At 68.1% G+C, this 21,497-nt stretch carries 16 protein-coding genes; 8 read left to right on the top strand and 8 right to left on the bottom strand.

The window, feature by feature from the left end:
- Positions 1-63: 63 nt before the first annotated feature.
- The 6 genes from hydA to ABD743_RS10345 all read right to left on the bottom strand — a co-directional run bounded on the left by hydA (position 64) and on the right by ABD743_RS10345 (position 7,411).
- A complete protein-coding gene (gene hydA, locus ABD743_RS10370; RefSeq protein ID WP_344721134.1) occupies positions 64-1,446 on the bottom strand; it encodes a dihydropyrimidinase in 1,383 nt (460 codons plus the stop codon).
- Positions 1,443-2,861 (bottom strand): amidase, encoded by a 1,419-nt coding sequence (locus ABD743_RS10365; protein ID WP_344721132.1) that lies wholly within the window; start codon positions 2,859-2,861, stop codon positions 1,443-1,445. Before ABD743_RS10365 ends, hydA begins: the two co-directional genes overlap by 4 nt.
- 10 nt (positions 2,862-2,871) lie before the next feature.
- Positions 2,872-3,573 (bottom strand): cyclase family protein, encoded by a 702-nt coding sequence (locus tag ABD743_RS10360; protein WP_344721129.1) that lies wholly within the window; start codon positions 3,571-3,573, stop codon positions 2,872-2,874.
- Between the two features lie 36 nt (positions 3,574-3,609).
- A complete protein-coding gene (locus tag ABD743_RS10355) occupies positions 3,610-4,977 on the bottom strand; it encodes an MFS transporter (RefSeq protein WP_344721127.1) in 1,368 nt (455 codons plus the stop codon).
- 325 nt (positions 4,978-5,302) lie between these two features.
- The gene (locus ABD743_RS10350) at positions 5,303-6,244 is read right to left on the bottom strand and encodes an N-carbamoyl-D-amino-acid hydrolase (protein ID WP_344721125.1); all 942 of its coding nucleotides are present in this window, start codon (positions 6,242-6,244) and stop codon (positions 5,303-5,305) included.
- Positions 6,245-6,310: 66 nt separating this feature from the next.
- Positions 6,311-7,411, bottom strand: coding sequence for a LacI family DNA-binding transcriptional regulator (locus ABD743_RS10345; protein WP_344721124.1), 1,101 nt, complete (start codon positions 7,409-7,411; stop codon positions 6,311-6,313).
- A gap of 257 nt (positions 7,412-7,668) precedes the next feature.
- Here ABD743_RS10345 and ABD743_RS10340 point away from each other — a divergent pair, with 257 nt between their 5' ends.
- Entirely contained in the window at positions 7,669-8,712 is a 1,044-nt protein-coding gene (locus tag ABD743_RS10340; RefSeq protein WP_344721122.1) for a hypothetical protein, read from the top strand.
- Positions 8,713-8,822: 110 nt separating this feature from the next.
- Here the strand turns inward: ABD743_RS10340 and ABD743_RS10335 are convergent, their stop codons facing one another.
- Complete coding sequence (locus ABD743_RS10335) at positions 8,823-9,080, bottom strand: DUF7218 family protein (RefSeq protein WP_344721120.1); 258 nt, start codon at positions 9,078-9,080, stop codon at positions 8,823-8,825.
- A gap of 198 nt (positions 9,081-9,278) precedes the next feature.
- Here ABD743_RS10335 and ABD743_RS10330 point away from each other — a divergent pair, with 198 nt between their 5' ends.
- The 5 genes from ABD743_RS10330 (at position 9,279) to ABD743_RS10310 (ending at position 17,675) form a co-directional block, all read left to right on the top strand.
- Entirely contained in the window at positions 9,279-11,237 is a 1,959-nt protein-coding gene (locus ABD743_RS10330; RefSeq protein WP_379658982.1) for an aconitate hydratase, read from the top strand.
- 69 nt (positions 11,238-11,306) lie between these two features.
- Positions 11,307-14,579 (top strand): formate dehydrogenase, encoded by a 3,273-nt coding sequence (gene fdh, locus ABD743_RS10325; protein WP_344721118.1) that lies wholly within the window; start codon positions 11,307-11,309, stop codon positions 14,577-14,579.
- Complete coding sequence (locus ABD743_RS10320; protein ID WP_344721116.1) at positions 14,576-15,493, top strand: 4Fe-4S dicluster domain-containing protein; 918 nt, start codon at positions 14,576-14,578, stop codon at positions 15,491-15,493. The genes fdh and ABD743_RS10320 overlap by 4 nt, the downstream gene beginning before the upstream one ends.
- A gap of 194 nt (positions 15,494-15,687) precedes the next feature.
- Positions 15,688-16,623, top strand: coding sequence for an NrfD/PsrC family molybdoenzyme membrane anchor subunit (gene nrfD / locus ABD743_RS10315; RefSeq protein ID WP_379658986.1), 936 nt, complete (start codon positions 15,688-15,690; stop codon positions 16,621-16,623).
- 560 nt (positions 16,624-17,183) lie between these two features.
- Complete coding sequence (locus ABD743_RS10310; protein WP_344721112.1) at positions 17,184-17,675, top strand: GNAT family N-acetyltransferase; 492 nt, start codon at positions 17,184-17,186, stop codon at positions 17,673-17,675.
- A gap of 61 nt (positions 17,676-17,736) precedes the next feature.
- Here ABD743_RS10310 and ABD743_RS10305 read toward each other — a convergent pair whose 3' ends face one another.
- Positions 17,737-18,486: an N-acyl homoserine lactonase family protein gene (locus tag ABD743_RS10305; RefSeq protein WP_344721440.1), complete on the bottom strand. Its 750-nt coding sequence runs from the start codon at positions 18,484-18,486 to the stop codon at positions 17,737-17,739.
- 1,125 nt (positions 18,487-19,611) lie between these two features.
- On the opposite strand from ABD743_RS10305, the gene ligD (ABD743_RS10300) reads away from it, so the two are divergent.
- Together ligD (ABD743_RS10300) and ligD (ABD743_RS10295) are read left to right on the top strand one after the other, a co-directional pair.
- Positions 19,612-20,541, top strand: a complete 930-nt coding sequence (gene ligD, locus ABD743_RS10300; RefSeq protein ID WP_344721438.1) for a non-homologous end-joining DNA ligase — start codon at positions 19,612-19,614, stop codon at positions 20,539-20,541.
- Positions 20,538-21,425 carry a non-homologous end-joining DNA ligase gene (gene ligD, locus ABD743_RS10295; protein ID WP_344721110.1) on the top strand — a complete coding sequence of 296 codons (888 nt, stop codon included), beginning with the start codon at positions 20,538-20,540 and terminating at the stop codon, positions 21,423-21,425. The genes ligD (ABD743_RS10300) and ligD (ABD743_RS10295) overlap by 4 nt, the downstream gene beginning before the upstream one ends.
- Positions 21,426-21,497: the final 72 nt, after the last annotated feature.

Here is a 21,497-nt window from a genome sequence, read left to right as displayed (position 1 = left end):
AGCTCCTCCTTCCGCACGGGAGACCGGCCGCGGCCATGGGACCCGTTGTCGTGGGCCCCGCCGTCACAGGGTCGAGCGCGCCAGGAAGCGGCCGCGACCCCCCGCCCCGACGTACTTCCCACTCCGAACGACCTCGTCGCCACGCGAGTAGACCGCCTCGATGGCGCCGGGGAGCGTCCATCCCTCGTAGGGCGTGTAGTCCATGCGCTGGTTCTGGGTCTGCGCCGAGATGGTCGTGGTGCCGTTCGGGTCGAGCACCACGATGTCGGCGTCGGCCCCGCTGACGATCGCGCCCTTCGTCGGGAAAAGGCCGAACTGGCGGGCCGGTGCGGTGGCGGTCAGGTCGACGAACTTCTCCAGCGAGATCTGGTTCTTACGGACGCCTTCGGCGTACATGACGATCATCCGGTGCTCGACGCCCGGGCCGCCGTTGGGAATCGCGCGGAAGTCGGCCTCGCCCAGCCTGCGCTTCTCCTCGAAACAGAACGGGCAGTGGTCGGAACTGACGACGCCGAGGGTGCCGGCGCGCAGCCCGCGCCAGAGCGCGGCGCGGTGTTCCTCGGTGCGCAGCGGTGGCGTCAGCACCACCTTCGCTGCCTCGAAGCCGGGCGCGTCGTAAAGCGAGCGGTCCAGCGTCAGGTAGTGCGTGCAGGTCTCCCCGGCGACCGCCCGGTCCTGGGATCGCGCCTCGGCAACGGCCTCGACCGCGCCCTCGGTCGACAGGTGCACGAAGTAGATCGGCGAGTCGGCCATGCGCGCGATCTGGATCGCCCGGTGCACGGCCTCGATCTCCGTGGACGGCGGACGGGAGATCTCGTGCGATCCCGGGCCGGTCTTTCCCGCCGCCACCAGGTCGGCGGCGAGGCGGTCGATCACGTCGCCGTTCTCCGCGTGGACACACACCTGCCCGCCGATCCGGCCCGACTCGCGCAGCACGTTGAACAGCGCGCCGTCGTGCAGCATGAGTGTGCCGCGATAAGCCATGAAGACCTTGAAGCTGGTGACGCCGGTCTGCATGATCTCGGTGAACTCGTCCACGGCGCCGTCATAGAGATCGGTGACGCACATGTGGAACCCGTAGTCGATGGCGGCGCGCCCCTGCGCCTTCGCCCGGTGCTTGTCCAGCGATTCAAGGAGCTTCTCCCCCGGCCCCTGCATCGCGAAATCCACCAGAGTGGTGGTGCCGCCGCACGCCGCGGCCCTGGTGCCGGTCTCGAAGTCGTCGGACGTGGTGGTGCCCATCATCGGCGAGTCGAGGTGGGTGTGCACGTCCACGCCACCTGGCAACAGGAGCCGTCCGGAACAGTCGACCCGCTCCACGTTGTCGATCGGGAGGCCGGAAAGATTGCCGATCGCCTCGATCTTGCCGTTGTGCACCAGCACGTCCGCATCGACCGAACCGCCGCTGTTGACGACGCGGCCGCCGGTCAGCATCAGGTATGTCATTGCCAGGCCTCCTCAGAGGGGGTCAGGTGAGCCCAGGGCGAAGCCGCCTCCAGCGCACCGGCCACCGCGAACAGGTCGACCTCCCGGAGCGTCTTCGCGACGATCTGGAGGCCTACCGGCATCCCGGAGCGCGTGAATCCACACGGCACCGAGCCCGCGGGGTTTCCGGTGAGGTTGAAGGGATAGGTGTAATAGACCCACGACACGATGTTGCGATCCGCGAGATCCGGCGGAACGTTCACGCCGGCCGCCAGTTCCGCAACGGGGAGAGTGGGGGTGATGAGCACGTCGTACGGCTCGAGGAAGCGTCTGAACTGCTCCCTGAGATCGAATCGCTTGAAGTGCTTGAGGAAATAGTCTTCCACGGTCTGACTGTAGAGCACGTCCCCCAGAACCGCCGCCACTGCTGGATCCAGCAGTTCGGGTGTGTTGTCCAATGCGGACTTCAGCCTCGCGCCCACTCCGCCGTAGAACTCCGCGTTCCAGAGCTCGATCGGATCCTCACCGAATACGCATTCAACCGTTTCGACGTGACAGCCCGCTTCCTCCAGCCGCCCGACCGCCGAGGTCGTGAGCTGTCGAACCTCGTCGTCCAGGGGCGCGTACCCCAGAGTCGGGCTCCAGGCGACCCGCAGGTCCGCAACCCCTCGCCCGCAGGCTCCGACGAAGTCGGGTACGGGCTGCGCGACGCTTGCGGGGTCCCGAGCATCGAACCCCGACAGCACCTGCAACAGGTGGGCGGCGTCACGAACGGTTCTCGCGATCGCTCCCACGTGGCCGAGGGAGGGCGTGGCACTGGCCGGGAAGACCGGCACCCGTCCGTACTGGGCCTTGATGCCCACCAGGCCGCAGAGCGCCGCCGGGATCCGGCAGGACCCGCCACCGTCGGTCCCCAGCGCCACCGGGGTCACACCGGCCGCCACGCCGGCGGCGGCTCCTGCACTGGATCCGCCTGTCGATCTGCCGGTGTTCCAGGGATTGCGGGTGATGCCGGTCAACGGGCTGTCCCCGCCACCAGCCTTGCAACCGAACTCCGTGGTGGTCGTCTTGCCCAGAATGCACGCGCCCGCCGCCCTCACCCGGCTGACCGAAGGCGCGTCCGCTGGGGCCACGTTGTCGGCCATGACCCTCGAGCCGAAGGTCGTGCGAACGTCGGCGACGTCGATCAGGTCCTTCACCGAGATCGGCACCCCGAGAAGCGGCCCGGCAACAGCGCCTCTGCTCACTTCCGCGTCCGCCTTGCGGGCGGCGTCCAGCGCCAGCTCCGGGGTCCTCGTGACGAACGCGTTGAGGGTCGGCTCCACGGAGTCCAGTCGGTCGAGGGCTGCGCTGACCACCTCCACGGCGGATGCCTGCTTGCTCGACACGAGGTGGCTGATCTCCAGCGCCGTCATGTACGCAAAGTCCGTGGCCATCAGCGGATCGCTACTCCTCGAGGATCGCGAACGCGCGGGTCGGGCCCCCGGTGCCGTTCGCCAGGGCGAGCGGCACTCCGTAGAACATGAACTCCCCCTTCCCCACCAGCTCTTCGAGATTCACCAGCCACTCGTAGTGAGTGATGCCCCGGTCCCGGCAGACACGGTGGTTGTAGAAGTAGTTGTGGTTCGGCGCGTCGGTGGAGGGTCCTTCGACGCCGTGCACCTTCGAGCCCCGGTCCGCGAGCCAGTGCGTTGCCGCCGTGCTGATGCCGGGATTGCTCGTCACCACCTCCGGCCTGGGGTAGTGCCGCTTGTGCAGGCCGGTGTTGAGAAGAACGATGTGGCCCTCAACCCTGACGCCGGACGCTGCTTCCGCCCGCTCCATGTCCTCGACCTCGATCATTCCCAGATCGGGAATATGCGTGAGGTCGAAACACACGGCCTTGCCGAAGAACATCTCGAGCGGCATCTCGCCGATCTTCATGCCGTCGGGTTTGACGTGGAAGAACGAGTCGACGTGGGTGCCGATGTGGTCGAGTGTCCCGATGTAGGACGTCGCCATCGACATCGGGTCATCGGGAACTCCGAGGCCGAGCTCGACGGAGTCCTCGTGGCGGATATGTGGCACATGGACCGGCCGCTGGAAGAACTTGTGGCTCGGCATGTTGTCGTCTATGGGAAGGGATAAGTCGATCACACGTTGAGTCATCGATACGAGCTCCTGGGAGGGGGGTGGAAGGGCATCTCAGTCACGCCGCACCTGGTGAGGCGAGACGTTGCGCGCGCCGAGGATGATGATTCCCGAGGCGAAGATCGGCAGGCATCCCCAGATGAAAGCGGCTTGGTCCCAGCTGTGGCCGCTGGCGAGCGCAAAGGTGATCAGCAGGCCACCGATCACGGCGCCGACCTGACCTGCTGCGTTGATGATCGACCCGCCCGTCGCGCGGGTGTGCACGGGGAAGCTCTCGCCGTTGAAGAACAGCAGCGCCGAGTAGGGGCCGATCAGGAAGAACAGACCGGCGCTGTACAGGGCGATGATCAGGCCGTAGCTGCCGTCCGGAGCCAGCAACATGCCGCTGAAGGACAGGCCCGAGAAGATCCAGCCGATCGCGATGGTGTTGCGGCGCCCGATCCGGTCACCCAGCCAGCCGTGGAAGAGGTAGCCGGCGAACGCGGTGGCGTTGGAGATGATGAGGATTGCCAGCGCGTTGTCGAAGCTGATGTTCTTGCCGCTCTCAGCAGTGAGCAGCGATGTGCCGAGGATGGAGAACGTCAGGACGCCGAGCCAGCTGAGCAGGAAGGCGGAGCCGATCACGAGTGTCGACCGCAGCGCCTCGCCCGTGAATGCCGAGGTCAGCGGCGCCGAGCGGTTGGTCAGATCGATGCCGGCCGCATCCGCGAGCGCGACGGCCTCCTCGCTCCGACCCTCGTCCATGAGCTTCTCGGCCTCGTGGCGGACGGCGAACTGCGGGCTCTCCTTGAGGTAGCGGGCGGCCCACACCATGAAGATGGCGGGGAACACCGCGACGATGAAGCAGAGTGCCCAGCCGCCGACGGGGAACAGCAGGTAGATCGACAAGGCCGCCAGTACGGAACCGACGGGCCAGCCGGACTGGACCAGCGAGTAGATCAGGCCGCGGCGACGCGCCCTGGCCGGGTCGGAGTACACGTGGGCGAACATCTCGTTCAGGTACGTGGCGTTGATCGCCTGCTCGGCGTAGCCCAGACCGGCGACGGACCGCACGAGGATGAGCAGCACGATGCCGATGCCGGCCACGGCGCCGACCACCCAGCCGGCAACAGCGGTCATCGCCGACGCCAGCGCGGCACCGATGACCGCGATGATGATGCCCTTGCGGCGGCCCAGTTTGTCGACGAGCGGGCCGACGCCGAAGGCGACCAGTGCGGTGCCGATGGTCACCCAGGTGTTGATCCCCGTCGACTGGGAGGAACTCCAACCGTGATCTTCGGCGAGCTTCGGGAGAAGGTTGCCGAACAACACGAAATCATAAACGGCAAAGGTCCAAGCGAAGAAACAGACCCACGTTGCGATCCGCACGTCCCGTTCGGTGACGCGAGGCACCTGCGATACCCTTTGTGCTGAAGCATCCATTGCTTCGACTCCGTTTCGAACAGTACGCACCCGGATCCGTGGACGTCATGGAGGTGCGCGACTACCCAGCGGTGCTGCCGGCGGGCAGACCGAAGTGCACGTGCGATTCGTGAGCCGGCAGCGTTGTGCCGCACGGCTCACAGACCTCTTGATCAGTGGATGTGCAACGGGCGGGAAGCGGTTCGTTGCGTCGTCAGGCCGGGGACCGCCTCGGGGACGCCCGGGACCCGACGGCCCTCATCGGCTCAGCGGTCGGCCGTGGACACTCATCTCTGGAAAGAGATCGTCGTCACCTCCGGGGGAGCGTGTACATGTCTCGGGGGACTCAGGCGAAGTCCACCGGAAGCGGGTCGCCTCGGCCCACCCGGTCGACGATGAGCGAGTAGTGCTCCGGCCGCCGGTGCGCGTCGAAGTCGAACACGCTCTGCCGGTACGGCTCGGAGTAATCCAGGTCCACAGTGGCCATCACCACTTCGTCGCCCTCGGTACGCGCCTTTGCGAGGATCTCACCGGAAGGCGCGGCGATCGCGGATCCACCGATCATGTGGCATCCGTCCTCACTTCCCGATTTGCCGGCGGCGGCCACCCACACGGCGTTCTGGTAGGCGCCGGCGCGGAGCGACAGCAGATGCGTTTCCATCTTGGCGTGCGGTTCCTCCTGCCACCCCGGCACCTCGATCGGGGTGTTGTAGCCCAGCACCACCACGTCGGCGCCTTGCAGAGCCAGCACGCGGTAGACCTCCGGCCATCGACGGTCGTTGCACAGACATATCCCGAAGCGGACACCGTCCACCTCGAACACGCCGAACCCGAGGTCGCCCACCTCGAAGTACCGCTTCTCGAGGTGCTGGACGGGGACATCCTCGAGTTTGTCCGCATGGCCGGGCAGGTGGATCTTGCGGTACTTGCCGACGATGCCGCCCATGGAATCCACAAGGATTGCAGTGTTGAAATGTTGTCCGTCGGGGGTGAGCTCGGCGTAGCCCAGGTAGAACCCGATCCGCAACTCCGCTGCGCGGTCGAAGAGCGGCTTGACCTCGGCGCTGGGCATTTCGGTCTCGAAGTACTGGTCCATGACCGCGATGTCGTCGGCCCAGTAGCGGGGGAAGAACGTCGTCAAAGTCAGCTCGGGGAAAACTACGAACGATGCGCCCTTATGGTGGGACTGCTCCAGCAACCGGATGAGCCGCTGTACTGCCGTCGCCCGGCCCTCGGAAGGCTGTATGCCTCCAACCTGGGCCACCGCAAGATCGAACTTTCTGTCCACGGTTTCCTCCAGGACGCAAACGTTCGCTCTAACGTTTGCGTAACGTATGTCGCGGGATTGCCGTCGTCAAGGGACCTGCGCGGGTCGAGCACTCTTGGCGCCGATCTCGGGGCGACGCGGCGGATCGGCGTCGGTCCGACCCGGTGACGTACCCACCGTCGAAGCGCGGGGGTACAGGGTCGGCTGCAGCAAGCGGGACCGCACCTGGCGGCCGCGCAGCAGCGAGAGCAGCACCCGCATGCTGAGTGCGCCCATGTCGAACAGAGGCGAGTGCACGGACGTCAGCGGTGTCGGCAACTCGGAAGCCACGTCCAGGTCGTTGAAGCCCACGACGGCGACATCTCGGGGGGCTTCCAAGCCCCGGTCGCGCATCGCGCCCATCACACCGACCGCCGCGAAGTCGCTCGCGGCGAAGATGGCGGTGGGTGGACGGGGCAACGACAACAAGTGATCCCCCGCCTCGCGGCCCGAGCGCACGTCGAAGCCCGAGGGGATCACATAGTCGTCCGGCGGCGGATACCCCGCCGCCGCGTAGGCCCGCCGGAACCCGAGCGTCCGCTCCGCCCCGGTGCTGGCGTGCGGGTCTCCCGCCACGATCCCGATGCGCCGGTGGCCGAGTGAGAGCAGGTGCTCGGCAGCCAGGCGACCGCCCTTCAGGTCATCGGTGCTGACGGAGATCTCCCGGGGCATTCGGCGTGCCACCAGCACGTAGGGCACGCCGCACCCCTGCAGCTCGGAAATGAGATTGGAGTCCGTCCGCGAGTCGCCCACGATTATCCCCTCGACCTGGCGCGACAGCATGAGGTCCAAACGTGAACGCTGCAGGTCCGGGCGGTCTCGGGTATTGACCACCACCGTGTTGTAGCCGGCGTCTATCGCCGTTTGGTCGATGCCGTCGTAGATGGTCGCCAGGACCACGTCGGTCAACCGCGGCACCATTACGCCGATCATCTTGGTGCGTCCCGTGCGCAAGGACAGGGCCGCGGCGTTGCGCCTGTACCCCTGCTCACCTGCCAACTGCCGCACGCGAGTGACCGTCTCGGCGCTCACTCCGACCGGGTTCTCGCTCAGCGCGCGGGACACCGTGGAGACGTGCACGCCCAGCTGTTCGGCCAGCAGAGCCAGTGTGACGGTCCCGCGAGGAGCGGGAGACTTGCGGCTCGGCATACGTTGAATTCTGCCGCAGCCGACGCCTCCTGCGCTCGGGAGGTACACGGTCGGTACAACCAGATCGTCAGCCGACACGGGATGCGCGACCCCGACCGATCCACGGACTCATTTCCGACGGAATGGCCGACTTGCTTCGAGTTCGAGGCTTTCGTCGTCTTCAGAAAGCATCCGATCAACGCGATGGCAAGAATGCTGAACTTTGGTACCGTCGCAGCCAATATCTTTTGTCGAAGCGAGTAGGACAGGGTGGAACCATGACATCCACGGCTTACGTCCCGCGTGTCCACTTGGTGGGCAGTATTCCGCTGGAGAATTCGGAAGCGGCACTCCGGACGGCAGCGACGCTCGGCAGCGGAATCGCCCGCATCCCCGATGGCGAGACCGGAGAACGCTCCAACTGGATCCGCTGGCAGCACAGCGTCTTCACCCGAAACACACAATTCTCGGAAACCCGCTCACATCGCCCTCAGTACAGCGCACGCAACTTTCTGACCGTCGCCCCAGGGGTCGCTCCGGACGACGTCGCGATCGGACCGCTGGGCTACGCCAAAGCAGCCGTGGACAGCTACCAAGTTTTCGTGCAGCTGCGCTCGGAGGGGATCATTCCCGCTGCCACCCGCTTCCAAGTCGGCCTGCCCACCCCGGTCGGCGTTGTCATCAACTTCTTCGAACCGGCCGCTCGACCGCTCATCGAGGGCCCGTACCAGACTGCCCTGCGCGCCGAGCTCGAGACCATTCTGGCCGCCATTCCCGGCCCCGACCTCGCCATACAATGGGAGGTCGTATGGGAGTTCGCCATGATCGAGGGTTGGCTTTCAGAAGCTGAATGGTGGGGCGCCGACACCTTCGCCGACATCATCGACAGGCTGGTCAGCCTGGGCAATGCGATACCCCCTGAAGTCGAGCTCGGATTTCACCTCTGCTATGGCGACGCCAACCACAAGCACTTCATGGAGCCCACCGACACCCGGGCGATGCGAGATGTCGCCAACGCCGTCCGGCAGGCAGTGCATCGAAAAGTGGATTGGGTGCATATGCCGGTTCCCCGAGGCCGCGCCGACGTCGACTACTTCGCCCCATTGTCAGAACTGGACCTCGACGACGACACCGAGCTCTATCTCGGCCTCATACACCTCACCGACGGGGTTCCAGGAGCCAACCGGCGCATCGCATCTGCACGATCCGCAGTCAGCGGGTTCGGCCTGGCGACGGAATGTGGATTCGGCCGCCGGCCACCCGAGTCCATCCGACAACTCCTCGCCATACACCGCGATCTACTCACCGCTGCGCACGATTAGATCGGCAGGCCACGCCGTCGGTCCGGTCGACACATTTTATTTCATGGACCACTGCGAGTTCGCAATGCGGGCTGCGCACAGCAACGCCGCGCACCGCTGCTACTCGACACTCAGTGGTTCCGCAGCGCCGAGATCAGGTCCTTCTTCGACATGCTCGACCGCCCGGGGATGCCGACCTTCTTCGCCCGGTCGTACAGCTCGGACTTGCTCATGTCGTCGTAGCTCGACGACCGCCCGCCACGCTTGGAGACGGTCTTGCGCCCCTCAGCGGCCGATGCGTTCGCTATCCGAGCTGCCTTCTCCTTGGACGCACCTTTGTCCCGCACCTTCTGATACCGCTTCTCGTCCTTGATACTCGGGTTCGGCACCGCGACCTCCTCGATCCACACACGATCCGGCCCAGCCGGCTCGCCAAGGGGCATGCCCCGCACACCCCCCGCGAAACACGCTCCGCTCCCCGGGACACCCGCGTGCGCTCTCGGGTCCGCGTTCCGGCCTGCCGTTCGGGGTACGCCAGTCGGGACGGAGTCGGCCGACGGTGCGTCGCGGACAGGGAGGACGTCACGATGGTGGCGCGGACGGTGACGAGGAAGCTGATCGACGAGCACCTGGTCTCGGGCGAGCCGATCGCGGGCGAAGAGATCGCCCTGCACATCGACCAGACCCTCACCCAGGACGCCACGGGCACCGTGGTCATGCAGGAACTCGAAGCCATCGGCCTGGACCGCGCCCAGACCGACGTCAGCGTCCAATACGTTGACCACAACCTTCTGCAGGCCGACGAACGTAACGCCGAAGATCACGAGTTCCTGCGGTCGGCCGCCCGCCGTTACGGATTGTGGTTCTCCAAGCCGGGCAACGGCGTCTCCCATCCCACGCACATGCAGCGGTTCGGCGTGCCCGGGGCGACGATGGCCGGGTCTGACTCGCACACCTGCGCGGCCGGATCCTTGGGAATGCTCGCCATCGGCGTCGGCGGCCTCGAGGTGGCGCTGGCGATCGCCGGCGAACCCCTCTATGTACGGATGCCCGAGGTCTGGGGAGTGCGGCTGGACGGTCGGCTTCCGGACTGGGTATCGGCGAAGGACGTCGTGCTCGAAATGCTGCGACGCCACGGCGTCGACGGTGGCTTCGGCCGGGTGATCGAGTACCACGGCCCGGGGTTGGCCGGCCTCTCCGCGATGGACCGCCACGTCATCGCGAACATGGGGGCCGAACTGGGTGCGACGACCACCGTGTTCCCCTCCGACGCCGCTGTGGCCGACTTCCTGCGTTCCGAGGACAGGCAGGACGCCTTTCGCGAGATCACTGCGGACCCAGGAGCTTCCTACGACGTCACGGACGAGATCGATCTCTCCGAGCTGGAGCCGTTGATCGCTCGTCCGTCGTCGCCGGGCAACGTCGTGCCGGTGCGGGAGTGCGCAGGTGAGCCGGTCGGTCAGGTCGTCGTCGGCTCGTCCGCCAACCCGGGTCTGCGGGACTTCGCCGTAGTCGCGGCAATGGTCGACGGCCGCCAGACGTGCGACTCCGTCAGCTTCGACGTCAACCCGTCGTCGCGGCAGATCTTCGAGGACATGACCCGGATGGGAGCAACGTTCCAGCTCATCGCCGCGGGCGCACGGATCCACCAGACGGGCTGCCTGGGCTGCATCGGAATGGGGCAGGCACCGGCGGTCGGGCACAACTCGCTGCGCACCTTCCCCCGCAACTTCCCGGGCCGATCGGGCACGGCCGAGGACGCGGTGTGGCTCTGCTCCCCCGAGACCGCGGCCGCCTCCGCACTGACCGGCGTCATCACCGACCCCCGTGACTTCGCTCGCGACAACGATCTGCCGTATCCGGCTCCGCAACTGCCCGCCGAGGCGTCGGTCAACACCGCGATGCTCGTGGCGCCGTTACCGGCCGAGGACGCGGCGGAGATCGAGTTGGTCAAGGGGAGCAACATCTCCTCCCTGCCAGATCTGTCCCCGCTCCCGGACGCACTCGACCTCCCGGTCCTGCTCGCGATGGGCGACAACGTCTCGACCGACGAGATCTCGCCCGCCGGAGCGCGGGCTCTGCCCTACCGCTCCAACATCCCGAAACTTGCCGAGTTCACGTTCACCCGTATCGACGAGAACTACCCGGCTCGAGCCGCGGAAGCCGGCGCCCATGCCGTGGTGGCCGGGAAGAACTACGGACAAGGGTCCTCGCGTGAACACGCCGCGATCACCCGGCGGTACCTCGGTCTCGCGATCGTGATCGCCAGGTCCTACGCCCGCATCCACTGGCAGAACCTGGTGAACTTCGGCGTACTGCCACTGACCTTCGCCGATCCTGCCGATCACGACCGGATCCAGCCCGGCGACGTCCTGCACCTCGCGGATCTGCACTCGACCCTGGCCACCTCGAAAGAGCTCACCGTCACCTGCGGCAACAACGACAGAGCGTTCACCGTCACGCACCAGCTGTCTCCGCGACAGATCGACACGATCCTGGCCGGCGGACGGATCCCGCAGCTCGCCGAACAGCAACGGTCCGGATAACCGACCTTGAGAGGAAGGAATGCGTATTCCTCGCTGATTAGATCGCGCCGCCGGCGGGAAGGTTGTCGCATGAGCGTCAGGTCCTGGATCGGTAGATGGCCGGTGTACCGGCAGGCCACGGGGACGGACCGCCTGGGTCGGGGCAGTGCCGCCCGGTCGTCGCGGACGGATCTGAAGCGTGCCCGCACGAGCCAGGCCGACCAGGTGACGAAGTCGATCTGCCCGTTCTGCGCGGTGGGCTGCGGGCAGCGGGTCTTCGTCAAGGACGGCGAGATCATCCAGGTCGAGGGGGATCCGGACTCGCCGATCAGCCGCGGCCGCCTCTGCCCGCGCGGGTCCTCGACGCTCTCTCTGGTGACCTCACCCAGCCGGGTCACGAAGGTCCGTTACCGGCGTCCTCACGGCACCGAGTGGGAAGACCTCGACCTCGACACCGCCGTGGACATGATCGCCGATCGGGTGCTCGAGACCAGGGCGCGTACCTGGGAGGACGTCGACGAGAACGGGCAGCACCTACGCAGGACCATGGGGATAGCGAGCCTCGGAGGGGCAACCCTCGACAACGAGGAGAACTACCTCATGAAGAAGCTGTACACGGCCATGGGCGCGATACAGATCGAGAACCAGGCCCGTATTTGACACAGCTCCACCGTCCCCGGTCTGGGGACCAGCTTCGGTCGCGGCGGCGCGACGATGTTCCAGCAGGATCTGGCCAATTCCGATTGCATCATCATCCAGGGCTCGAACATGGCGGAGGCGCACCCCGTCGGGTTCCAGTGGGTGATGGAGGCCAAGCGGCGCGGGGCCACGGTGATCCACGTCGACCCCCGGTTCACGCGGACCTCGGCGGTGGCCGACCTGCACGTGCCGATCCGGGCGGGCAGCGACATCGCCTTCCTCGGCGGCCTGATCAACTACGTGCTTCAGAACGAGGCGTACTTCGCCGAGTACGTCACGGCGTACACGAACGCGCCCACGATCCTGCGTCAGGACTTCGCCGACACCGAGGAGCTCGACGGCCTCTTCTCCGGTTACGACCCGGAGTCGAGCAGCTACGACACCGAGACCTGGCAGTACGAGGGCACGGAAGTCACGGCGGCGGCCGGCGAGCACGACCCGTACGCGACCGACGAGCCCGCTGGCGACGACGAGACACACGCGAGCTCGGACGAGCGGATGCAGGAGTCGAGCGGGGCCGAGGAGGCGGGCTCGGGTGGTGCCTCCTACCGTCCGCAACCGACGCAGGACCCCACCTTGCAGCACCCGCGCTGCGTCTTCCAGGTGCTCAAACGCCACTTCGCGCGCTACACGCCGGAGATGGTGGAGCAGGTCTGCGGAATCCCACCGGAGACGTTCGAGCGGGTGGCCGTCGAGCTGGTGCGCAACTCCGGGCGGGAACGCACCAGCGCGTTCGCCTACGCCGTCGGCTGGACCCATCACACCGTGGGTGTGCAGTACATCCGCACCGCGTCCATCCTGCAGCTGTTGCTCGGCAACGTCGGCCGGCCAGGTGCGGGAATCCTCGCCCTGCGCGGTCACGCATCGATCCAGGGCTCCACCGACATCCCGACCCTCTACAACATCCTGCCCGGGTACATCCCGATGCCACACGCCCACGAGGAAGAGGACCTCGCGAGCTTCCTGCGGGCCGACGTGGGGCAGAAGGGGTTCTGGGGCAACATCGACGCCTACACGGTGAGCCTGCTCAAGGCCTGGTGGGGCGACGCCGCCACCGAGGAGAACGACTACTGCTTCGGGTACCTGCCCCGCCTCACCGGCGACCACAGCAACTTCCAGACCGTCGTCGATCAGATCGACGGCAAGGTGCCCGGCTACTTCGTCATCGGCGAGAACCCCGCTGTCGGCACCGCCAACTCCCGGCAGCAGCGGATGGGCCTGGCGAACCTCGAGTGGCTGGTCGTACGAGACATCAACATGGTGGAGACGGCCACCTTCTGGCAGGACGGCCCGGAGATCGAGACCGGCGAGATGCGCACGGCCGACATCGGTACCGAGGTGTTCTTCCTGCCCGCGGCCACCCACACCGAGAAGGACGGCAGCTTCACGAACACGCAGCGGCTGCTGCAGTGGCACCACAAGGCGATCGACCCACCCGACGACGCCCGCAGCGACCTGTGGTTCTACTACCACCTCGGCCGGAGGATCCGGGAGAAGCTCGCCGGCTCCACCGACCCGCGGGACCGCCCGCTGCTCGACCTGACGTGGGACTACCCCACCGAAGGCCCGTACGACGATCCGAGCGCCGAGTCGATCCTGCGCGAGATCAGCGGCACCGGGCCGGACGACAAGGCCGTCTCGGGCTACACCGCCCTCAAGGCCGACGGATCCACGCGCTGCGGATGCTGGATCTACAGCGGCGTCTACGCCGACGAGGTCAACCAAGCCGCGCGCCGCACCCCGGGCCAGGAGCAGACCTGGGTCGCCCCGGAGTGGGGATGGGCGTGGCCGATGAACCGGCGCACGCTCTACAACCGGGCCTCCGCCGACCCGGACGGCAACCCGTGGAGCGAGCGCAAGGCCTACATCCGCTGGGATCCCGACGAGGGCATGTGGGTCGGTCCCGACGTGCCCGACTTCGAGGCGACCAAGCCGCCGGACTACCGGCCGCCCGACGGGGCGCGGGCGCAGGACGCCCTCGCGGGCAACGAGCCGTTCATCATGCAGTCCGACGGCCGTGCCTGGCTGCACGTGCCGGCCGGGCTCGTCGACGGCCCGCTGCCCGCGCACTACGAGCCCCAGGAGTCGCCGGTGCGCAACGCGCTCTACGGGCAGCAGAACAACCCCGCCCGGCAGCGCTACGACCGTCCGGAGAACCGCTACCACCCGGATCCGGGAGAGCCCGGCGCCGACGTGTTCCCGTTCGTGTTCACCACGTTCCGGATCACCGAGCACCACACGGCAGGCGGGATGAGCCGCTGGACGCCCTACCTGAACGAACTGCAGCCCGCCATGTTCCTCGAGGTCTCCCCCGAGCTCGCCGGCGAGCGCGGTCTGGAGCACGGCGGATGGGCCACGGTGGTCACCGCGCGATCGGCTATCGAGGGCAAGGTGCTGGTCACCGAGCGGGCGAAACCGCTGCGCCTGGGTGGCGGGCGCACCGTGCACCAGATCGGCATCCCGTGGCACTGGGGGCCGAACGGGCTGTCGACCGGCGACGCGGCCAACGAGCTGCTGTCCGTCTCGCTGGACCCCAACGTCCACATCATGGAGACCAAGGCCGCTACCTGCGACATCCGGCCGGGCCGGCGGCCGCGCGGGCCGCAGCTCGTCGAGTTCCTGACCGAGTACCGGCGCCGTGCCGGCCTGGAGGACACCGCATGACCAACCGCCTCTCTGGACCGCTGCCCGACCCGTCCGCCGATGCCGGCTACCCGGCCGACCACCCGGAGCGGGTCGGGTTCTTCACCGACACCAGCGTCTGCATCGGCTGTAAGGCATGCGAGGTGGCCTGCAAGGAGTGGAACGCCCTGCCGTCCGAGGAAGCCGGCGTTCCCGGTGACCTCACAGGGATGAGCTACGACAACACGGGCGGGCTCGGCGCGAGCACCTGGCGGCACGTCGCGTTCGTCGAGCAGACGGTGCCGGCACAGCGTTCGGCCACGGTCGATCTCGGCATGCCGGCCACGGGGCTTCCCGACGCGGCCAACGACGGGCGTGGGGACGCCACCGAGGTCCGCTGGCTGATGTCGTCGGACGTCTGCAAGCACTGCACGCACGCCGCGTGCCTCGACGTCTGCCCGACCGGCGCGCTGATCCGCACCGAGTACGGCACCGTCGTCGTGCAGAACGACGTCTGCAACGGCTGCGGCTACTGCATCCCGGCCTGCCCGTACGGGGTGATCGACCAGCGGCCCGGTGACGGCGGCGCGTTCAAGTGCACGATGTGCCACGACCGGCTCGGTGCGGGCCTGATGCCCGCCTGCGCCACGGCCTGCCCCACCGAGTCCATCCAGTTCGGGCCCCTCGACGAGCTGCGTACCCGTGCCGCGGAGCGGGTGGACGCGCTGCACGCCGCAGGCGTCACCGATGCCCGCCTGTACGGACACGACCCGAACGACGGCGTCGGCGGTGACGGGGCGTTCTTCCTGCTCCTCGACGAGCCCGAGGTGTACGGGCTCCCGCCGGACCCCGTGGTCACCACCCGCGACCTGCCCTCGATGTGGCGCCACGCGGGTGCGGCGGCGGCCGCGGTCGCGGGCGTCGTGGTGGCGGCATTCCTGGGAGCGCGGCGATGAGCCGCCGTCGCCCGGTCGACGGGACGACGAGCTGGACCGGGGACCGGGTCGGCGGCTGGGCCCCGTACGGCACCCGCGACGACCGGGCAGGCGCCACCGCGCCTGGTGGAGCCGGACCGGGAGGTGCGGGACCCGACCGGCCCACGGCCGAGGCTCCCCGGAATCGGCCGGGCCGGCGCCGCGGCGAGCAGCTGATGGTGCCCGAGGCCGACTTCCGCTCCTACTACGACCGGGCGATCATCAAACCCCCGGTCTGGAAGGTCCCCGACGTCCCGACCTACCTCTACCTCGGCGGTGTGGCGGGCGTGTCGGCCGTGATGGCTGCCCTTGCCGATGCCAGTGGACGCCCTCTCCTGCGCCGCGTCGGGCGCCTGGCGGCGGCGTTCGGGGCCACGGTCAGCGTCGGCGCGCTGGTGCACGACCTCGGCAGGCCCACCCGCTTCCTGAACATGCTGCGAGTGTTCAAACCGACCTCACCGCTCTCGGTCGGTTCGTGGATCCTGGCCCCGTTCGGGACGCTGGCAGGTGCCACCGCCGCATCCGAGCTCACCGGCGTCGCCCCCGGGCTTGCGCGCCTCACCGGGGCCGGGGCCGGCGTCCTCGGCCCTGCCCTCACGACCTACACGGCCGTGCTGCTCGCCGACACCGCCGTACCCGCGTGGCACGAGGCCTACCGGGAGCTGCCGTTCGTCTTCGCCGGAAGCGCCCTGGCCAGCGGAGGTGCCGTCGGGATGCTGGCCGGGGGCGAGGCGGGCCCGGCCCGCAGGATTGCCGTGACCGGCGCAGTCATCGAACTGGGCGCGACAGCCGCGCTGGAACGGCGGGTCGGGCCGGTGGCCCGCGCCTACCGCACAGGGCGTGCAGGCACCGTACTGAGAATGGCCCGCGCCGCCACGCTCGCCGGCACCATCGGCACCGTGCTCGCTGGTCGCTTGCGCCGTCGGCAACGACTCGTGTCGCTGGTGTCCGCGGCCTTGCTCAACGCCGGGTCGGCTGCCACCCGCTACGGGATCTTCGAAGGCGGGATGGCATCCGCACGAGACCCCGAGTACACGGTTGTTCCACAACGGCAGCGGCTGACCGACGCGCAGGGTGCCGCCACGACGAGGGACGACCCGGCGCCCCGCTGAGAGTTCTGCGAGGCCGTCCGTCGGCGGGCCGGCCCGCGGGCGCTCGTTGGGCGACAGAGCCATGACCGGCCGGTCTCATGATCGTCAATGTGGGACCGGGAACGGTGCTGGACACGGGTATGCGGCCCACAACGGTGATCATCCTCGCGGGCGGTCCGCGGCCGGCGCGGTTCGTCGACGTACAGCAGGGCTTCGGCCGCCGAACGCGATCGTGGCGGGGTCGGTGATCACGTAACCGCACATGCACGCAGAATTCTGCGTCGCGCGGAGTACAGGCGCGCCGTCCGTATCATCGGCGCTGTCCATTATATATGCAATCCGCGAGATGCTCGGCGGTGTATTCTGCGATAGATCGATTGCACCGCCGGGATCGCCGCAATACGCAATGCGGACAGCGTGGTTGGGACCGCCAAGATCGTCCACTCGGCGTGGAGTAACGGGATTCTTCGGACCGAATTCCCTCATGGGCAGTTTGGGCATAGGCCAGGGCATTCGTCAGGTCGGGGACATCGTTCGCGGTCTGCTGGGAACTAGCCCGGCGTGATACAGGATGTGAGGACATGGATCTCGAGTTTCGACTTGGTGAGCCACACGATCTGTCGGCCCTCGCGGATATGGAGGCGGCCGAGGACACCGCTCGCTATCTGACGGTCACCGGCATCGCGTGGCACGAGAAGGCGTTCGACGATCCCGACCAGGAGCACACCGTGGCCGAAGTCGATGGCGTTCCCGTCGGCTATGCCCTGCTCGCGGGCCTTGCGGGCCCGGAAGAGCCGGATCGCGCGATCGAGATCCGACGGATGGTCCTACGCCCCGAGTGGCGCGGCGCCGGCCGCGGCCGGGCCGTGTTGCAGGCGGCGGTCACCCGGGCCGACAAGGTACACAAGGCCGGCCGGGTCTGGTTGCGCGTGAAGCCGCAGAACGCCCGCGGGCGAAAGCTGTTCCTCTCCGAAGGCTTCGTGGAAGACCACGTGGAGAACAACGTTTTCCGTGAGCCGGACGGCTCGTACTCGGACCTCATCGTCATGACCCAGACGTTCGGGCCCGCTTGACCGACAGTCCTTGGTGCCCGCCGCGGCCCATCCGGGACAGAGTCCGGCCCGTCCGGCGGTCCTACCGGTAGCTCTGCGGGGAACGGTGGAACTGCTTTGCCTGCGCGGGATCGTGGCCGAACAGCAGCGTGGCGCTCTCCTCCTGGGCGATGCGCTGGAGCTTGGCGGCGGACTCGGCGGCAGCCTCGGGGTCGGCCTGGCCGCCCCACGACGCGTGATCGAGGTTGTCCTGGGTGTAGACGGCGTCACCGCAGACGACCATGTTTCCGGTCTCCGGCAGTCGGACCATGACCGACTCGTGCGCCGGGGCGTGGCCAGGAGTCAGCAGGACCTCGATGCCGGGGAACAGCTCCATCTCGCCGTCGAGCAGCTCGTACTTCAATTTCGGCAGGTTCCAGTACTGGTTGGGGAACCTGCCGTTGTCCTTGGCGAAGTCGTAGTGCTCGCGCTGGACGAAGAACGTGGCCCGTTGGAACAGGTCGTTGTTGCCGGCGTGGTCGAAGTGCAGGTGCGTGTTGATGACGTAGTCGATGTCGGTGGGCCGAACGTCGAGCTCGGCGAGCCGCACCTCGATGTTGTCCTCGGGCTGCATCTCCGGAACCAGGACGTCAGCCACCTCGGTGCCCCGCCACGTCGCCAGCGGGTCGGTGATGTGGAGGCGACTCATACCCGTGTCGATCAGCAGGTTCTTTCCGTCGTCGAGCTTGATCAGGTACGAGGGAACCGGCAGCTTGACGAGGTTGCCATCGCTCACCCCGGGCGCGACCACCTCGTAAGGGCAGTTACAGGTGCCCAAGGGGATGATGTACATCTCCACGCGAGTTCACTCCTCCAAGGCTGCTGACCAGCCAGTGCACGGACGGACGCGTCACCGCGCCCCGATCGGCGAGGACGACGCCCAAGGATCTTGCGGGACAGGGCCATGATCCCAGTCTGTTAGCCCCGGCGCTGTATGACCTGCCGACAGTAGGCCGACAGAGCAGGCACCAGCCTGCCCCGCCCGCCCGGCGATAATCATCGTTTGGACCGCACACACCTGGTGGCCACCGCGCACACGTCCTGCCATGTGTGCGGCGGCCACGAGGTATGTGCCCTGAGAGTTCAGCCTGTGGGGGTCGGGGGTGCCGCGCGCGGAGCCGGCGGCTGTCCGGGGTGGACGCAGTCCTCGACCGGCCTGCAGCCCGGCCTACGCCGAGCGCTGCGGACACCACGTTCTGCCATGTGCCGGCGCACCGCCACCACAGCCAGCAGCGACCGCAGCACCCCGGGCCGTGTGCCGCCCGGCAGCCGGTTCCGACTTGCTGATCATGGACAGCTATCGGTCCGGCCGCCCAGCAATACGGGCGGCCCGCCCGCCGCGATGATCATTGTTTGGGGCCGCGCAACCGGGTCCAGCACGGCTATCGACCCCGATCTGTCGATCATGGCCGGCACCGAGGCCGTCTCCCGCCGAGCGCCGGCCCGCCGGGGACGGTGATCGTCACTTGGGGGCGCACAACCGTGCGTCGCCCGGCTGCCGGTCCCGAATTGCTGATCATGGACGCTATCGATCCGGCCCGCCCAACAAGGCGTAAGCCGCCTCGCCCGCCGCCGAGGATGATCATTGTTTTGGGCCGTTCGTCCGTGTCCAGCACGGCTGTCGCTCCCGATCTGCCGATCATGGTCGGCACGGGGGCCGTCTCCCGCCGAGCACCGGCCCGCCAGGAGCGTTGATCGTCATTCGGGGCCGCGCAACCGTGTGCCGTCCGGTTGTGGGTCCCGAACCGCTGATCTCGGTCGGGTACAGAGCCTGGCCACCCATCAATCGGGCCGTACGTTCGCCCCGGCAGGTTCTGGGGTACGTCCGGGAATGGCCCAGCACCCGGATCCGCTGGACGTCCTCGGCGAGGATGAACGCGCTGGCTTGCCCCGCCGCGAGCCGGACTTCGTGGAGCCCATGCTCGCCCTCCTCACCCACGACCACTTCTCCGACCCGGAGTGGTTCTACGAACGCAAGCTCGACGGCGAACGGATGCTCGTCGTGCGTGACGGCCGGGGCACCAAGCTGTACTCCCGCACCCGTCACCCGTTGGAAGGCACGTATCCGGAGGTGACGGACGCGCTGGACGCATCGGCGCCGGAGAAGTTCGTGGCCGACGGCGAGGTGGTGGCGTTCGACGGAGACGAGACCAGCTTCTCGCGGCTGCAGGCGCGGCTCGGCATCACCGACCCCGACCGGGCGCGGGCCACCGGGGTGGCCGTGATCTTCTACCTCTTCGACGTGCTGGGGGTCGGCGGGTACGACGTGACGGCGCTTCCGCTGCGCTCGCGCAAGCAGGTGCTCCAGGCGGCTGTCGACTTCGCCGACCCGCTCCGGTTCAGCACCCATCGCAACACCGACGGCGAGGAGTACCTGCGGCAAGCGTGCGAGCGGCGCTGGGAGGGGCTGATCGCCAAGCGCGCGGACTCCCCGTACCGGCCCGGGGCGCGCTCCGGCGACTGGCTCAAGTTCAAGTGCGTGCGCGGGCAGGAGTTCGTGGTGGGCGGGTACACGGACCCGGCGGGCTCCCGTATCGGGTTCGGGGCCTTGCTGGTCGGCTACCACGACGGTGACGGCGCGCTTCGATACGCGGGAAGGGTCGGCACGGGTTTCGACCATCATGTGCTGGTGAGCCTGCGGGCGCGGTTCGACGAGATGGGGACGGCCGCTTCGCCCTTCGCGGACCAGGTACGCGAGCGCGGGACGCACTGGCTGAGACCCGAACTGGTGGCGCAGATCGGGTTCACCGAGTGGACGCGCGACGGGAGGCTGCGCCATCCCCGCTACCTCGGGCTCCGTGACGACAAAGCGGCCTCTGACGTGGTGCGTGAGGAGCCGCCCCGATGACGACGCAGCAGGAGATCTCCCGGCCGGACAAGGTGTTCTTCCCCGACCCGGGCTACACCAAGGCCGACCTCGCCGAGTACTACGAGTACGTCGCGGAGTGGATGCTGCCCCACCTCGCGGGGCGGCCGCTCGTGCTGCACCGCTTCCCGGACGGGATCGGGAGGTCGGGCTTCTACCAGAAGCAGGCGCCGGACCACCTCCCCGATTTCGTGGCAACCACGACGGTCGCGTCCGGTAACGAGCGCGGAAGCGTCCGTCACCTGATGGTCGGTGACGTCGACACCCTGCGGTACCTCGCCGACCAGGCCTGCCTCGAGCTGCACCGCTGGCTCTCGCGCGCCGACCGGATCGACGAACCCGACCTGCTGGTGATGGACATCGATCCGCCGGAAGGCGTAGATCTCGCGGTGCTCCGCCGCACGGTGCGTGCCACCACCGAGTTGCTGGAGGACCTCGGCCTCGCGACCTATCTCATGGCGACCGGTGGGAGCGGATACCACGTCGTCTCGCCGCTGGACCGCTCGGCGAGCTTCGACGACGTCCGTGAGCTGGTCAGGGGCGTGGCCGCGCGGCTCGCCGCCGACGCACCCGACGAGCTCACAACGGAGCAGCGCATCGCGGCCCGGCGGGGCCGGATCTTCCTCGACACCAACCGCAACGCCTACGGCCAGACCGCCGTCAGCCCGTACTCGCCACGGGCCCGGCCCGGTGCCCCGGTCGCCACCCCCATCGAGATGACGGAGCTCGGAAAGGTCGCCCCAGGCGGTTACGACCTGCGCAGCGTCCGGCGGCGGCTCGCGCAGAAGGGCGACCCGTGGGCGCGGATCCACGACGACGCCCGGTCCGCGGTGGACGCCAAGAGGCGGCTCGACGAGCGAGCCTGAGACCGACACGCGGTGTCAGCGGTCCCGCGCGGGCCGAGCGGGTGGGAGCCGTTCCTGCAACGGGCGATGAGC

This window comes from Pseudonocardia yunnanensis, assembly GCF_039534065.1.
Taxonomy (GTDB): Bacteria; Actinomycetota; Actinomycetes; order Mycobacteriales; family Pseudonocardiaceae; genus Pseudonocardia; species Pseudonocardia yunnanensis.
This window is presented reverse-complemented; position numbering and strand designations above follow the sequence as displayed.

Bases quoted from the DNA above. Each gene is read 5' to 3' on its own strand.
- hydA (WP_344721134.1), bottom strand. From the start codon at position 1,446: ATGACATACCTGATGCTGACCGGCGGCCGCGTCGTCAACAGCGGCGGT.
- ABD743_RS10365 (WP_344721132.1), bottom strand. From the start codon at position 2,861: ATGGCCACGGACTTTGCGTACATGACGGCGCTGGAGATCAGCCACCTC.
- ABD743_RS10360 (WP_344721129.1), bottom strand. From the start codon at position 3,573: ATGACTCAACGTGTGATCGACTTATCCCTTCCCATAGACGACAACATG.
- ABD743_RS10355 (WP_344721127.1), bottom strand. From the start codon at position 4,977: ATGGATGCTTCAGCACAAAGGGTATCGCAGGTGCCTCGCGTCACCGAA.
- ABD743_RS10345 (WP_344721124.1), bottom strand. From the start codon at position 7,411: ATGCCGAGCCGCAAGTCTCCCGCTCCTCGCGGGACCGTCACACTGGCT.
- ABD743_RS10340 (WP_344721122.1), top strand. From the start codon at position 7,669: ATGACATCCACGGCTTACGTCCCGCGTGTCCACTTGGTGGGCAGTATT.
- ABD743_RS10330 (WP_379658982.1), top strand. From the start codon at position 9,279: ATGGTGGCGCGGACGGTGACGAGGAAGCTGATCGACGAGCACCTGGTC.
- ABD743_RS10320 (WP_344721116.1), top strand. From the start codon at position 14,576: ATGACCAACCGCCTCTCTGGACCGCTGCCCGACCCGTCCGCCGATGCC.
- nrfD (WP_379658986.1), top strand. From the start codon at position 15,688: ATGGTGCCCGAGGCCGACTTCCGCTCCTACTACGACCGGGCGATCATC.
- ABD743_RS10310 (WP_344721112.1), top strand. From the start codon at position 17,184: ATGGATCTCGAGTTTCGACTTGGTGAGCCACACGATCTGTCGGCCCTC.
- ABD743_RS10305 (WP_344721440.1), bottom strand. From the start codon at position 18,486: ATGTACATCATCCCCTTGGGCACCTGTAACTGCCCTTACGAGGTGGTC.
- ligD (WP_344721438.1), top strand. From the start codon at position 19,612: ATGCTCGCCCTCCTCACCCACGACCACTTCTCCGACCCGGAGTGGTTC.
- ligD (WP_344721110.1), top strand. From the start codon at position 20,538: ATGACGACGCAGCAGGAGATCTCCCGGCCGGACAAGGTGTTCTTCCCC.